General features: G+C 69.4%; 13 protein-coding genes and 1 tRNA gene. 5 read left to right on the forward strand and 9 right to left on the reverse strand.

Annotated elements, in window-relative coordinates:
• Positions 1-304: 304 nt before the first annotated feature.
• The gene (locus OG953_RS26150) at positions 305-1,609 is read left to right on the forward strand and encodes a class I SAM-dependent methyltransferase (protein ID WP_405687283.1); all 1,305 of its coding nucleotides are present in this window, start codon (positions 305-307) and stop codon (positions 1,607-1,609) included.
• An 82-nt stretch (positions 1,610-1,691) separates the two neighbouring features.
• Here the strand turns inward: OG953_RS26150 and OG953_RS26155 are convergent, their stop codons facing one another.
• Together OG953_RS26155 and OG953_RS26160 are read right to left on the reverse strand one after the other, a co-directional pair.
• A complete protein-coding gene (locus OG953_RS26155) occupies positions 1,692-4,220 on the reverse strand; it encodes an ABC transporter permease (RefSeq protein ID WP_405687285.1) in 2,529 nt (842 codons plus the stop codon).
• A 55-nt stretch (positions 4,221-4,275) separates the two neighbouring features.
• Positions 4,276-5,046 (reverse strand): ABC transporter ATP-binding protein, encoded by a 771-nt coding sequence (locus tag OG953_RS26160; RefSeq protein ID WP_405687286.1) that lies wholly within the window; start codon positions 5,044-5,046, stop codon positions 4,276-4,278.
• Positions 5,047-5,501: 455 nt separating this feature from the next.
• Between OG953_RS26160 and OG953_RS26165 the strand changes: the two genes are divergently transcribed.
• A tRNA-Leu gene (locus tag OG953_RS26165) sits at positions 5,502-5,587 on the forward strand.
• 342 nt (positions 5,588-5,929) lie between these two features.
• Positions 5,930-6,817, forward strand: coding sequence for a Bax inhibitor-1/YccA family protein (locus OG953_RS26170; protein WP_405687287.1), 888 nt, complete (start codon positions 5,930-5,932; stop codon positions 6,815-6,817).
• 73 nt (positions 6,818-6,890) lie between these two features.
• Here the strand turns inward: OG953_RS26170 and OG953_RS26175 are convergent, their stop codons facing one another.
• Positions 6,891-7,118 carry a DUF4287 domain-containing protein gene (locus OG953_RS26175; protein WP_266361054.1) on the reverse strand — a complete coding sequence of 76 codons (228 nt, stop codon included), beginning with the start codon at positions 7,116-7,118 and terminating at the stop codon, positions 6,891-6,893.
• A gap of 100 nt (positions 7,119-7,218) precedes the next feature.
• On the opposite strand from OG953_RS26175, the gene OG953_RS26180 reads away from it, so the two are divergent.
• On the forward strand, positions 7,219-7,536 hold the full coding sequence (locus tag OG953_RS26180; protein ID WP_405687289.1) for a hypothetical protein: 318 nt from the start codon (positions 7,219-7,221) through the stop codon (positions 7,534-7,536).
• Between the two features lie 65 nt (positions 7,537-7,601).
• Here OG953_RS26180 and OG953_RS26185 read toward each other — a convergent pair whose 3' ends face one another.
• The 3 genes from OG953_RS26185 to OG953_RS26195 all read right to left on the reverse strand — a co-directional run bounded on the left by OG953_RS26185 (position 7,602) and on the right by OG953_RS26195 (position 11,391).
• Positions 7,602-8,465: a hypothetical protein gene (locus tag OG953_RS26185; RefSeq protein WP_405687291.1), complete on the reverse strand. Its 864-nt coding sequence runs from the start codon at positions 8,463-8,465 to the stop codon at positions 7,602-7,604.
• A gap of 444 nt (positions 8,466-8,909) precedes the next feature.
• Positions 8,910-10,130 carry an acetyl-CoA C-acetyltransferase gene (locus OG953_RS26190; RefSeq protein WP_405687292.1) on the reverse strand — a complete coding sequence of 407 codons (1,221 nt, stop codon included), beginning with the start codon at positions 10,128-10,130 and terminating at the stop codon, positions 8,910-8,912.
• Positions 10,131-10,260: 130 nt separating this feature from the next.
• Complete coding sequence (locus OG953_RS26195) at positions 10,261-11,391, reverse strand: SGNH/GDSL hydrolase family protein (protein WP_405692070.1); 1,131 nt, start codon at positions 11,389-11,391, stop codon at positions 10,261-10,263.
• Between the two features lie 155 nt (positions 11,392-11,546).
• On the opposite strand from OG953_RS26195, the gene OG953_RS26200 reads away from it, so the two are divergent.
• Positions 11,547-12,953, forward strand: a complete 1,407-nt coding sequence (locus tag OG953_RS26200; RefSeq protein ID WP_405687294.1) for a cystathionine beta-synthase — start codon at positions 11,547-11,549, stop codon at positions 12,951-12,953.
• Here the strand turns inward: OG953_RS26200 and OG953_RS26205 are convergent.
• The 3 genes from OG953_RS26205 to OG953_RS26215 are packed head-to-tail and all read right to left on the reverse strand — an operon-like array spanning position 12,895 to position 14,289.
• Positions 12,895-13,506: a hypothetical protein gene (locus OG953_RS26205; protein ID WP_405687296.1), complete on the reverse strand. Its 612-nt coding sequence runs from the start codon at positions 13,504-13,506 to the stop codon at positions 12,895-12,897. The two genes, OG953_RS26200 and OG953_RS26205, sit on opposite strands and share 59 nt — an antisense overlap.
• On the reverse strand, positions 13,430-13,849 hold the full coding sequence (locus OG953_RS26210; protein WP_405687298.1) for a hypothetical protein: 420 nt from the start codon (positions 13,847-13,849) through the stop codon (positions 13,430-13,432). The genes OG953_RS26205 and OG953_RS26210 overlap by 77 nt, the downstream gene beginning before the upstream one ends.
• Positions 13,850-13,890: 41 nt before the next feature.
• Positions 13,891-14,289, reverse strand: a complete 399-nt coding sequence (locus OG953_RS26215; protein ID WP_405687299.1) for a hypothetical protein — start codon at positions 14,287-14,289, stop codon at positions 13,891-13,893.
• Between the last annotated feature and the right edge of the window lie 67 nt (positions 14,290-14,356).

The raw sequence follows: 14,356 nt of genomic DNA on the forward strand, positions 1-14,356 counted from the left end.
GCGGGTCCACTCGCCCGCGCAGTACGTGCACAACGCCCGAAGGGGCCGTCCGCCATCCGTGGTGCGGGCGGCCCCTTCGGCGTGTCCGGCCGCCGCGTGACGGGGCGCCGATGACGGCGCATCAACAGATACGTGTGTCGTGCAGATATTTTGTCGTTCCGTTGCGCTGTAGCGGGATGGTGTGCGCTCCGCAGACTGTTGACGGTGTAGTACCTCGCCGTGGCGCCGCGGGTGCTCGGCGTGGTTGCAGGCATGTTTGGACATGTTTGGGCACATTGGGAACACCATCACGGAGGTGTGCGCCATGGCAGACGCCGCATTGCGGCTGACCGCTCTCGCCGAGGAGTTGCTAGGAGAAAAGCTGTCGGTCCGTATCCGGGCCTGGGACGGCAGCGAATCCGGACCGCCCGGTGCCCCCGTCCTCGTCGTCCACAGCCGCCGCGCGCTGCGCCGACTGCTCTGGAAACCGGGTGAGCTGGGCCTGGCCCGCGCCTGGGTGGCGGGCGAACTCGACATCGAAGGTGATCTGTACGAGGCCCTGGATCTGATGGCCTCGCTGATCTGGGACCGGGGCGTGGAGGCCAAGGACAGCGTCCACCCGGTCCGCGACCCGAAGGTGCGGGCCTTCGCCAAAGGGCTGTTGCAGCTCGCCGGCCCCTGGCTCCCGCCGACCCCGCCACCCGAGGAGGTACGCCGCCGCACCGGCACCCTCCACACCAAGCGCCGCGACAAGGAGGCCATCAGCCACCACTACGACGTGGGCAATGACTTCTACGAACTGGTCCTCGGCCCGTCCATGGTCTACTCCTGCGCCTACTGGGAGGACGACGGGAATCTCGAGGACGCCCAGTGCGACAAGCTCGACCTGGTCTGCCGCAAGCTCGCGCTGAAGGAGGGCGACCGCCTTCTCGACGTCGGCTGCGGCTGGGGCTCCATGGCCATCCACGCGGCCCGCGAGTACGGTGCCCGGGTCACCGGAGTGACCCTCTCCGTCGCACAGGCCGCCTACGCCAGGAAGCGCATCGCGGAAGAGGGCCTGACCGACCGGATCGAGATCCGGGTCCAGGACTACCGGGACGTCAGGGACGGCCCGTACGACGCCATCTCGTCCATCGGCATGGCGGAACATGTCGGCTCGGTCCGCTTCCGCGAATACGCCGACGACCTCTACGCACTCCTCAAGCCCGGCGGCCGGCTGCTCAACCACCAGATCGCCCGCCGCCCCGAGAAGGACGAGTCCGCATACCACGTGGACGAGTTCATCGACGCCTATGTCTTCCCGGACGGCGAACTGGCCCCGGTGGGACGGACCGTGGCCACCCTCGAGGAAGCCGGCTTCGAGGCACGTGACGTCGAGTCGATCCGCGAACACTACGCACTGACCCTGCGCAGTTGGGTCACCAACCTGGAGAAGAACTGGGACCGGGCGGTCCGGATGACCTCGCCGGGACGGGCCAGGGTCTGGCGCCTCTACATGGCCGCCTCCGCCCTCTCCTTCGAACACAACAAGATCGGCGTCAACCAGATCCTCGTGGTGCGCCCGGCACAGGGCGGGGCCGCCCGCATGCCGCTGCGGGCGCGCGACTGGAAGGCATCGGCGACCGGCTGACACCGGGACGGACCGAGGGCCGGTACCCGCAGCTCCAGACTGCGCGTACCGGCCCTCTGCCGTTGTGTCCCGGTGCCGACCGCTACTCGGTCTTGATCGCCGTCAGCATGTTCAGCTTCGCGGCGCTGCGGGCCGGCCAGAGCGCGGCCAGCACACCCACCAGTCCTGCCAGCGCCAGGAAGAGCGCGATCCGGTCCCACGGGATGACCAGCGTGTAGTCCGGGATCGACGACGCGATGGTCTCGCCGACCGCCCAGCCGAGGAACATGCCGAGCCCGACACCGACCAGCGCACCGAAGAGCGAGATGACCACGGCCTCCAGCCGGATCATGCGCTTCACCCTGCGCCGGTCCAGGCCGATCGCCCGCAGCATGCCGATCTCCTGCTGACGCTCGAAGACCGACATGGCCAGGGTGTTGACGACCCCGAGCACCGCGATGATCAGGGCCATCGCCAGCAGTCCGTACATGATGTTCAGGGCCTGGTTGATGAAGCCGCCGAACGTGTTCCTGATGTCCTTTTGGTCCATGACGGACATCGCCGGGTTGTCTCCCAGGGCGTCGACCACGGCCTGCTCATTGGCCTTCGACGCGCCGCCGTCCATCTTCAGCCAGATCTCGCGGATCTCCGGGTAGCTCTGGTGCGCGTTCACGATGTTCTTGGGCATCAGGATCGACGCGAGGAATTCGCTCTCCTCGTAGATTGCGCCGACCTTCAGGGTGCCCTTCTTGTCGTCCTCGTACGTCACCGGCAGAGTGTCGCCGGTCTTCCAGCCGTTCGACTTCGCGGTCTTGTCGTCGACGGCGATCTCGCCGTTGCCCAGCGAGTCCAGCGAACCGGAGACCGTCTTCACGGAGAAGACCTTCTGGACATCGCCCGGCGTGACTCCGGAGGCCGAGTGATACGTGTCCTTGACCGTTATGGAGGCGGCCTGCTGGGGCGAGACCGCGACGACGCCGTCGGCCTTTTCCAGGGCGGTGAGTGCCGACTCGTCGAGCGGCCTGCCGCTCGCCATCGAGACCATGTAGTCGGCCTTGATGTTGTCCGTCGTGGCCCGGTCGATCGCCTGGCCGAGGGTGACACCCAGCACCGAGATACCGGTGACCAGGGTGAGGCCGATCGCCAGCGCCGAGGCGGTGGCTCCGGTACGCCGCGGGTTACGGACCGCGTTCTGCGCAGCCAGCTTGCCGGAGACTCCGAACAGACGCTGCAGCAGCGGGCGGACCAGTGCGATCACCGGCCGCGACAGCAGCGGGATGAGCACGATGACACCGACCAGCGCGAGGAACGCGCCGAAGCCGACGACGTACCGGCCGGTCGATCCGGCCTTGGCCGCGCCTGCGACGATCGCCACGCCGCCGAGCAGGGTGAGCACCGCACCGATCGAGTTGCGCAGCACCAGGGACTTGACGGTCGCCACCGCGTGGACGCTGCTCATCGCGGCTACCGGCGGGATCTTCGCGGCCCGGCGGGCGGGCAGCCAGGCGGCCAGCACGGTGATCAGGACGCCGACGCCGAACGCGGCAACGACCGGGGTGGGCGAGATGACCAGCGGTCCGGCCGGGATGTTCCCGCCGAACAGGCTCATCGCGGAGCGCAGTCCGGTGGCGAGACCGAGGCCGAGCACGAACCCGACGACCGACGCGATCGCGCCGACCACCGCCGCCTCCAGGAGCACGGAGCGCTTGACCTGGCGACGGGAGGCGCCGACGGCGCGCATCAGGGCCAGCTCCTTGGTGCGCTGGGCGACCAGCATGGTGAAGGTGTTGGCGATCAGGAAGATGCCGACGAAGAGGGCGATCGCCGCGAAGGCGAGCAGCATCCCGTTGAGGTTGCTCAGACCGCTCTCGATCTGCTTGGCCTGCTCATCGGCGAGGGCCTTGCCGGTCCTGGCCTCGGCGTCCTTGGGTAGCAGCGGCTTCACCTCGGCGAGCAGCTTCTGGTCCGAGGCGCCGGCCGCTGCGGCGATGGTGACGTCCTGGAACTCACCGGCCCTGAGGTAGAGCTTCTGGGCGACCGGGGTGTCGAAGAGGACCAGGCTGCCGCCCGCGTTGACCGCGCCGTCCTCGGTGGTGAAGACACCGGAGAGGGTGTACTCCTTCACCGGTCCGTTCGTGGCGACCCGCACCCGGTCACCGACCTGGTACTCGCCCTTTTTCGCGGTCTGCTCGTCGAGTGCGATCCGGTCGGCCGCGTCCGGGCCCTTGCCGTCGACGAAGGTGTACGCGGAGTCCTTGCCGTTCTTGCCGGGGGAGTAGTTCCCTCCGGTGTTGGACCAGCCGTTGCCGATCAGCTTGCCGTCCGGGTCGGCGACCCCGGCGAAGCCGGAGACCCGGCCGGTGGCGGTGTCCACGCCGTCCAGGCCCTGGATCTTCTTCAGGGTGGCGGCGGTGATGGCGGGCGTCTTCTCGTCGCGCTGGTCGGCGTAGGTGGTGACGGCGACGGCGACGTCGTCGTAGCTCTTCGCCGACTGGTTGCGGAAGGCGTTGCCGAGGGTGTCGGTGAAGACCAGGGTGCCGGAGACGAAGGCCACGCCGAGTACGACGGCGAGCACGGTCATCAGGAGTCTGGCCTTGTGCGCGAGCACATTGCGCAGGGCGGTACGGAACATGTCTGTCAGTCCTGGGATGGGTTCCGGAAGCGGGATCGGAGGCGGCCGGGCGGGCTCAGCTGGTGCGGCCCTTGGCGTCGAACGCCTTCATCCGGTCGAGGACCCCGTCCGCGGTGGGGTGCATCATCTGGTCGACGATCCGGCCGTCCGCGAGGAAGACGACCCGGTCCGCGTAGGAGGCCGCCGCCGGGTCGTGGGTGACCATCACCACGGTCTGCCCCAGCTCGCGCACCGAGTTGCGCAGGAAGCCGAGGACCTCGGCGCCGGAGCGGGAGTCCAGGTTCCCGGTCGGCTCGTCACCGAAGATGATCTCCGGCTGCGAGGCCAGGGCGCGGGCCACCGCGACGCGCTGCTGCTGGCCGCCGGAGAGTTCGGTCGGCCGGTGGGTCAGCCGGTCGGAGAGGCCCACCATGTCGATGACCTTGCGCATCCATTCGGCGTCGGGCTTGCGGCCCGCGATGTCCATGGGAAGCGTGATGTTCTCCTGCGCAGTCAGGGTCGGCAGCAGGTTGAACGCCTGGAAGATGAAGCCGATCTTGTCCCGGCGGAGCTGGGTGAGCTGCTTGTCCTTCAGGGAGCCCAGCTCCGTCTCACCGATCCGTACCGAACCGCTGCTGAAGCTGTCGAGGCCGGCCACGCAGTGCATCAGCGTGGACTTGCCGGAGCCGGACGGGCCCATGATCGCGGTGAACTCGCCCCGCGGGAAGTCCACGGAGACCCGGTCCAGGGCCGTGACCCTGGTCTCGCCCTCTCCGTAGACCTTCGACAGATCCGTGGCGCGGGCAGCCACCGTGGTGACGCGGTGTGCGGTGGAAGTGGTGGTCACGGGAATCTCCTGATTCGGGGCTCCGGCCGAGGGCTTCGTCCGGGGGTGTGTTCGGAACTCCTCCATCGTCACGGCCGTGTTGCCGCAGGTCGTCAGACCCTTTGCCCGTTTCAGTGGCCGTCTTGAGTCGCACCGAGGGCCCCCGGTGTCCTCCTTCGGTATGACATCGACCCTGAGGACATCGGCACGGCCCTCCCCGTTCCGGCCGGGTGGCATGCCCATGGCGATCACTGGCCCGCGCCTGGCGAATGCGCCGTCCGGGTGCGGCGACTTTACGTCAATCCGGATTACCGGTCGCCGTGCCCGCTACCCCGCCCAGGCATGTGACGATGCCCTCTCGCGAGTGCTGACGACCCCTCAAACAGTCAATAAAATAAGACAACATCGCGCCCTGACCCGCTGATCGGAGGAAGCCCCCGGATAGGGTCATGTGCCAACGCGGAGCCGCGCGCCAGGCCCGGATGGTGGAATGCAGACACGGCGAGCTTAAACCTCGCTGCCCCTCGGGGGCGTACCGGTTCGAGTCCGGTTCCGGGCACCACTTCGCGCATGAGGCTGAGCGGGCGGGAGGGCGTGACGGTCGCGTGCCGGACGCGGTCCTCGAGGTCCCGTACGGTCAGGCGCTTGAAACGGACCTCGTCATGCAGCCGCTTCGGGACCGGGCACCCTCACCCGGCCGGTCCGCAGCCCCGGGCAGGCCGTGTGCCACCGGCTCCGGTGGGATCCTGCAGGGCGGTTCGTTCGGGTCGCCTGTGGGGGTGCAGGTCGGGCGGCGCCTCGGCCGCCGGCTTCCATAAAGATCCTCCCCAAGCACGAGCCTGTTTCTTTTGCCTACCCATTACTCTTGTGGGAAGGCCACGCAGGGTGGCCATGGAGGAGTGAGATGAGGAGCAGCAACCCGGTCTTCTCGCGACGGGGCTTCAGCCGCGACAACGGATACGCGGGCTTCAACGCGGCGCCGCAGGCCGGGGCCCCCGCAGCGGGCGCCAACCCGTACGCGCAGGGCACCGCCGCCAACCCGTACGCCACTAACCCCTACGCCCAGCAGGACACCCAGTACGGCGTCCCGCAGGCACCGGCGCGTTCCGGTGCGATGACGATCGACGACGTCGTCACGCGCACGGCGCTCACGCTCGGCACCGTGGTGCTCGGCGCCGTGTTCGCCTGGGCCCTGCTGCCGGTCGACGAGGCCAACCTCGGCAAGTCCTACGGCATCGCGATCGGCGCCGCCCTGGTGGCGTTCGTCCTGTCGCTCGTCCAGTCCTTCAAGCGCAAGCCGGTCCCGGCGCTGATCGTCGCGTACGCGGCCTTCGAGGGTGTCTTCCTCGGAGTGATCTCCAGCGCGGTCAGCACGTACATCGCGCCGGGCGTCGTGATGCAGGCGGTGATGGGCACCATGTGTGTCTTCGCCGGTGTGCTTCTCGCGTACAAGATGCGCTGGATCCGCGTCACCCGCCGCTTCTACGGCTTCGTGATGGCCGCCGCCATGGGCTTCATGCTCCTGATGGTGGTCAACATGCTGTTCGCCGTCTTCGGCGGCGGCGACGGCCTGGGCCTCCGCAGCGGCGGCCTCGGCATCCTCTTCGGCGTCATCGGGATCATCCTCGGTGCGTGCTTCCTGGCCCTGGACTTCAAGCAGGTCGAGGACGGCATCGCGTTCGGCGCCCCGCGCGAGGAGTCCTGGCTGGCGGCCTTCGGCCTCACCATGACCCTGGTGTGGATCTACCTGGAGATGCTGCGTCTGTTCTCCATCCTCAGCGGCGACGACTGACGCACCGCCCCGCAACGGGAACGGAACGGCCCGCAGGCACTGCCTGCGGGCCGTTCCCCTTTCTCACGTGTGCCTAGAGCAGCTTGCGCGCGGCCCTTCTCAGGTCGTACTCGTGGATGAGGGCCTTCGCGTGTCCGTAGGCGAGGTCGTGTTCGCTCCGCAGCCAGCTGACCTTCTCCTCGAAGCGGAGAGCGGGGCCTTCCTCTACGGTGCGGAGCCAGTCGGAGACTTCACGACCGGTGCAGCGGGGGATTCGGGAGAGCAGATTGCGATGGGTCTCTTCGGAGAAGACTTGGGACATCGGCGCCTTTGACGCATTGCGCGTTGCTGGTCCTTCCCGACACCGTGCCCGAGCAACGGCCCGTTGGCAACCATCCCGGGAGGGCGCGTAGGGTCGCGGAGTGCTCGATACGACCCCGCTGATCACCGCCGTGGACCGATTCGCCGACCGGCTGCGCGCCGCGCCGCAGAGCCGTCTGCAGCGCGGCGCGGCTGCAGAAGGGCTGGCCACGGCCAGGGAATTGGCTCTGCGGGCCCAGCGCATCGAGGCGCCGGACCGGGAACCGCGGATCATGCCGGACGCCGGGATCTTCGCGATCGGCGACCAACTTGCCGTAGCGGGGCGTGACTTGGCGGTGGCGCTGGAAACGGCCCCGTCGGCTGAGCTGGACGAGGCCGTGCAATTCGCGGCGGAGGCCGCTGCGCGGGCGTTCGCGTAGCGGCGGGCGGGCGGTGGCCCGGGGGCAGGGGCCCCGAGAGCCGCTCTGCCCGGATGTGCCGGGGGCTAGGACGAGGCGATGACGCGGTCGGCGAGGATGTAGACGTTCTCCTTGCCGCAGGAGAAGGTCAGGGCGTACGCGCCGGAGACGCCGGAGCCACCCAGCAGTACCGGGTGCTCACCCGCGAGCAGAGACTCGGCGAGGCGCTCGGCCGTCTCGCGGTGGCCGGGGGTCAGACAGAGCGTGGTGCCGTCGGCGAAGACATAGACGTCGAGGGTGCCGAGCGGGCCGGGGCGCACATCGGCGAGTTCCGTACGGCTGTCGGCGAGCTCTTCGAGGCGGTTCACGGTGCGCTCGTGGTCGGTGACGACCGGGGGCTGCACCGGAATGAAGTCGGGGTGTGAGGGGTGACGGCGCCGGGCCGCGGCCAGCTCGGGGGAGTCCTCGGCGAACTCCGCCGTCTCGGGCAGCTCGGTCATGTCCGCCAGCTCGGCCAGCTCCGTCAGCTCTTCGAGCGCCTCGGCGGCGTCGAGGTCCATCGCCTCAAGGCCCGCGAAGTCGGCCTGGCGAGGCATGAAGAACGGCGCGTCCTCGCCGATCCCGGCGAGTCCGCCCAGCAGGGACGGGGCGTCGGCGGCATCGCGCGCTTCCTGGGTGGCCCAGAAGGCGCGGGCCTCGGCGAGCTCGCGCTCCCGCTCCTCGGCGAGCGCCTCGGCCACGGCCGCGCGTATCTCGGCGGCTGGGAGGGACACGTCGTTGCGGCCCTGCGCGGGCACGGCGGCACCGTGGACGCGGGCCACGGCCAGCTCCGTACGAAGGGCCGTGATCTGCTTGCGCAGCCCGTGAGCAGCGTGCAGAGCAGCGGCGCCGACGGCCGTGGCAGCGGCGGTGGTCAGCAACAGGGCAAGAGACATGGCGCTCACTGACATACTCCCGGTTTCAATCGATCCCCCGACTTCCTACCTCAGCTTGTCCCCTACCTGCGCCCGGTGTCAGTGCATTACGTCACGAATTGGACATGTCTTTGAGTCTGGGGTTTAACCCTGCTACGGGTGTGACCTGCGGGAATGACTCTCCCCCAGGAGATAGGTCACATCCTGGGGGAGATTCGGTCACGGTCGGGGCTCGGAACCGGCCATGCCCTCGGTCGGGAACCGGTCGGCGGCTATGCCGGGGTCGGCTCAGCCGCCGGCCTTGTGGTCGCGTTCGCTTCGCTTCCGCTGCGGGCAGGTGCCGCCTTCGTACCTCAGGCGGTCCCTACCCTCCGCTGCAGCTCAGCTCAGCCGCTCGGCCTTGTGGTCGCGTTCGCTTCGCTTCCGCTGCGGGTAGGGACCGCCTTCGTACCTCAGGCGGTCCCTACCCTCCGCTGCAGCTCAGCTCAGCCGCTCGATGACCATCGCCATGCCCTGGCCGCCGCCCACGCACATGGTCTCCAGACCGAACTGCTTGTCGTGGAACTGCAGGCTGTTGATCAGCGTGCCGGTGATCCGGGCGCCGGTCATGCCGAAGGGGTGGCCGACGGCGATGGCGCCGCCGTTGACGTTGACCTTCTCCAGCGGCAGGCCGAGGTCGCGATAGGAGGGGATCACCTGGGCGGCGAACGCCTCGTTGATCTCGGCCAGGTCGATGTCCTCGATGGTCAGCCCGGCGCGCCTCAGCGCCTGCTTGCTGGCCTCCACCGGTCCGTATCCCATGATCTCGGGGGAGAGGCCGGAGACACCGGTCGAGACGATCCGGGCCAGCGGGGTCAGGCCCAGCTCGCGCGCCTTGGTGTCGGACATGATCACGAGCGCTGCGGCGCCGTCGTTGAGCGGGCAGCAGTTGCCCGCGGTGACCAGGCCGTCGGGGCGGAAGACCGGCTTCAGGCCCTGCACGCCCTCCAGGGTGACGCCCGCGCGCGGGCCGTCGTCCTTCGAGACGACCGTGCCGTCCGGGGTGGTGACCGGGGTGATCTCGCGCTCCCAGAAGCCGTTCTTGATGGCTTCCTCGGCGAGGTTCTGCGAGCGGACGCCGAACTCGTCCATGTCCTGGCGGGTGACGCCCTTGAGCCGGGCCAGGTTCTCCGCGGTCTGCCCCATCGCGATGTACGCGTCCGGGGCCAGGCCGTCCTCGCGCGGGTCGTGCCAGTCGTCGCCGCCCCGCTCGGCGCGGGCCGCGGTGCGGGCCTCGGCGTCGGCGAACAGCGGGTTGTGCGTGTCCGGGAGGCTGTCGGAGTTGCCCTTCACGAAGCGGGACACCATCTCGACACCGGCCGAGACGAAGACGTCGCCCTCGCCGGCCTTGATGGCGTGCAGCGCCATCCGGCTGGTCTGGAGGGAGGACGAGCAGTAGCGGGTGACCGTACAGCCGGGAAGGTGGTCCATCCCCATCTGTACGGCGATGATGCGGCCCAGGTTGTTGCCCTGCTCGCCGCCGGGGAGGCCGCAGCCGAGCATCAGGTCGTCGATGTCCTTCGGGTCCAGCTCGGGCACCTTGGCCAGCGCGGTCTGGATGATCGTGGCGGTCAGGTCGTCCGCGCGCAGGTCCTTCAGCGAACCCTTGAAGGCCCGGCCGATGGGGGAACGGGCAGCAGAGACGATCACGGCTTCGGGCATCACGCGGCTCCATGAGGGCTGGAAGGCGGGTTCTGGCAGGTGCTGACTTGGAAGTTACCTGTACGTAGGTGCTGGGTCACCGGGCAGCGCATGTGACGCCGACCTCTTTTCTAAGCGACCGCTCAGTCGATCAATTGGCGGGCAGGTTGTGCGACTCCCCGTGCGACTCTCCATAAGGCTCCTTGGGTGTGTCCTTGTATGCCTCCTCGTGCGAGTCCCCCTGTGGTTCCCCGCGCGTCTCCAGGTGCGGCTCCCCAAGCGTCTCCGGGGGCGCCTCGCCCTGCGTCTCCGGGTGCGGATGGGGCTCCGTGGCCGCGGGCAGACGCCGCCGCCTGCGGTGCTTGAGGAGTGCCCAGGGTGCCCGGGCCCCCGTGACCTCCGTACCGGCCTCCCTGGCCGCCTGGGAGGCCGCCTTGGCCACCGGCAGCATGTCCTCGCGCCGGGCCCCGTCCAGACGGTCGGACTCCGGCCACAGCCCGAGCACCGCACAGAGCGTGGGCAGGACCGCCATCGCCGCCGTGGCGTACCCCTCCGCCGACGGGTGGTAGTTGTCCGGACCGAACAGCTCCCGCGGATTCGCCTCGAACTCCGGCCCCAGCAGGTCGCCCAGCGACACCGTCCGCCCGCCCTGCTCCACCGAACCGATCGTCTGGGCCGCCGCCAGCTGCCGGCTCACCCGCCGGGCCAGCCAGCGCAGCGGCTGGTAGACCGGCTCGATCGTGCCGAGATCCGGGCACGTGCCGACCACCACCTCCGCACCCGTCGTACGCAGCCTGCGCACGGCGGTGGTCAGACAGCGCACCGACTGGGTGGCGGGCATCCGATGCGTCACATCGTTCGCCCCGATCATGATCACGCACACGTCGGGCGTACTGCACGGGTCGGCGAGCAGCAGCGATACCTGCCGCTCCAGATCGTCCGACCGGGCGCCCGGCTGCGCCACAGTGCGCAGATCCACCGGCCGCTCGGACACCGCCGCGAGCCCCGATGCGAGCAGCGCCCCCGGTGTCTGCCCGGCCCGGCGCACCCCCTGCCCGGCCGCCGTCGAATCACCGAGCAACCCCAGCCGCAACGGGTCCGCAGGGCCGGTGAACGCTACCCCGTACCGCCCGTCCGCGCTCGGCGGAACCGGTGCGATACCGCCGCCCACCTGTCGTTTCGCCAGCTGGACCTCCGCCAGCAGTACGCCTACCGCCGCCGCGCCGAGCAGCCCGATGCTGCCGCCGCCGTAGGCCGCGCCTGCTGCGATCCGCCGTGCCACCCTTGCCCTCGACACAGTCCGGTCCACCTCCTCGTTGCCGTACCGCCGTACATACAGCTAACTGCCCCGCAGCGACCGTCGCTCAATCGCTTCGCCCAATCCCGTGCCCGTACGCATACGCTTGCCGCACCATCTCGGAGACCCCGGAGTACACGGTGCAATTTCACGATTCGATGATCAGTCTCGTTGGCAATACCCCGCTGGTGAGGCTGCGCAGTGTCACGGCCGGCATCCAGGCGACGGTGCTGGCCAAGGTCGAGTACTTCAATCCCGGCGGTTCGGTCAAGGACCGCATCGCCCTGCGCATGATCGAGGCCGCCGAACAGAGCGGCGAGCTGCAGCCCGGCGGCACGATCGTCGAGCCGACGAGCGGCAACACCGGCGTCGGCCTGGCGATCGTCGCGCAGCAGAAGGGCTACAAGTGCATCTTCGTCTGCCCGGACAAGGTGTCCACGGACAAGATCAATGTGCTGCGGGCCTACGGTGCGGAGGTCGTCGTCTGCCCGACGGCCGTTGACCCCGAGCACCCGGACTCCTACTACAACGTCTCGGACCGGCTGGTCAGGGAAACGCCGGGTGCCTGGAAGCCCGACCAGTACTCCAACCCGAACAACCCGCGCTCGCACTACGAGACCACCGGTCCGGAGCTGTGGGAGCAGACGGACGGGAAGATCACCCATTTCGTCGCGGGTGTCGGCACCGGCGGCACGATCAGCGGCACCGGCCGCTATCTGAAGGAGATCAGCGGCGGCTCGGTCGAGATCGTCGGCGCGGACCCGGAGGGCTCGGTCTACTCCGGCGGCTCCGGACGCCCGTACCTCGTCGAGGGCGTCGGCGAGGACTTCTGGCCGACCGCGTACGACCGGACCGTCACGGACGAGATCGTCGCCGTGTCCGACAAGGACTCCTTCCAGATGACCCGCCGCCTCGCCAAGGAGGAGGGCCTGCTGGTGGGCGGCTCCTGCGGCATGGCGGTCGTCGCCGCCCTGGAGGTCGCGAAGCGACTGGGCCCGGACGACGTGGTCGTCGTCCTGCTGCCCGACAGCGGCCGCGGCTACCTGAGCAAGATCTTCAACGACGAGTGGATGGCCGACTACGGCTTCCTGGAGGGCACCGGCCCGTCCGCACGCGTCGGGGACGTGCTCGACCACAAGGACGGCCCGATCCCGACGCTCGTCCACATGCACCCCGAGGAGACCGTCGGCGAGGCGATCGACGTCCTGCGCGAGTACGGCGTCTCGCAGATGCCGATCGTGAAGCCGGGCGCGGGCCACCCGGACGTGATGGCCGCCGAGGTCATCGGTTCGGTGGTGGAGCGGGAGCTGCTGAACGCCCTGTTCGCTCAGCGCGCCTCGCTCTCCGACCCGCTGGAGAAGCACATGTCGCCGCCGCTGCCGCAGGTCGGCTCCGGCGAACCGGTCGAGGACCTGATGGCGGTGCTCGGCGGCACGAACGCGGCGGACGCGGCGATCGTGCTGGTGGAGGGCAAGCCGAAGGGCGTCGTCAGCAGGCAGGACCTGCTGGCGTTCCTCGCCAAGGACGCGGCGACCGGCAAGCCGTAGCCGGCCGGGAGGCCGGGCTTCGCGAAAACGGTACGAGCGCGACACGTACGCGCAGCACCGGCTTAACACGAGTCCGGCACATTGATGGGTGTCGGCAGGGAAACCCGCCGACACCCGATACGGCGACACGGACTACGGAGCGGCTCCCGGATCTCCACCGTCGCCAGGACGCGGTGACCGGCCCTGACCCGGACCGTGTCCCTCGCGGGGACCGCCGTCGTCCCGCCCCTTGGGAAACCGGGGGTGCGGCGGTCCCCGCCAGTTGCTTGTCATCGGGGTGCGGTCCCGTGTCCAGTCGCAGATGTGCGACCGTCTCCGCCGCCACCGCGGCCCACTCCGGATGGAGCTCGCGCGTCGCCGGGGCGAGGAAGACCTGGCGCGGGATGTTCAGCTCTGCCGGGGGCATCCGCGAGTAGCCGACGACCGCAGCTACGCCAGGCGTAGCGCCCCGTGTCCGCGGGTCCGGCCCGCGGCCCTCAGTCCTCCCAGTCGGACCCCGTGCGCCCGGAACGGTGCCGGATCCAGGGCCGGCTGCGGGCGGCGTGCACGGCATTGACGGCGACGATGCCGAGCCAGGCGACGACCAGCCCCCCGGTATGGGCGGCCGCGGCGCCGATCGCCGACAGCGGGATGGCCAGGATCAGCGAGATGATCCCGAAGCCGTAGCGCTCGCCGAAGTTCCCCATGGGCTGCGGCGGGCGCGCACCCCTGGCGACGCTCACCTGCTGCTCGGCGAGATGGCGCCGGACACGGCGGTCGAGCGTGGTGTCGAGACGCTGCTCGACCTTCTCCAGGAACGATTCGACGAGCGCGGACTCGTAATCCGAACCCAGCTCACTACGGGCATGCAGGGTGGCATCGAGCTCGCTCTTGAGCTCAGGGTCACGGGTTTCCATGTCCTTTACGGTACGAATCGGGAGCGCCCCGGGCAGTGGGGCTAACCCCCCTCTTCCGCCGGACGCGGTGGATCCGATGGTGGTGGGCCACGACGGCCCGTCGCGGGCTTCCTCGCAGCCGCTGCGGCGTGCGGGCTCCGCCGTGTGGTGCCGGCCCCGCCGTACTCGCCTGCTGGTACCTGGGCGGGGAGGATCGCGAAGTACAGGAACGAGGCGATCAGGCCGGTCCCGCCCAGGGCGACGACATAGCCGACCCGGCCCGCCAGGAAGGTGTCCCCGGCGGCGGCCGCGACCAGCACGCCGAAGACCATGGACCACCGGGAGGCGAGAGCCGAGCCGAGGCTGAGGTCGTGAACTGCCGTCGTGCCGTTCGGGAGGCGCTTGTTCGCTGCGTCGAATTTGATCAACAGTCGTCCCTTGCCCCGGCTGCATATAGTCATGCAGGGTTCTCTGTTACTGAATAGGTTGTCAATGTCTCGGGGTAAAACACTGGTTACAGAGGCCCGA

Origin of the sequence: Streptomyces sp. NBC_00057, assembly GCF_045041165.1 — a bacterium.
Taxonomy (GTDB): domain Bacteria; phylum Actinomycetota; class Actinomycetes; order Streptomycetales; family Streptomycetaceae; genus Streptomyces.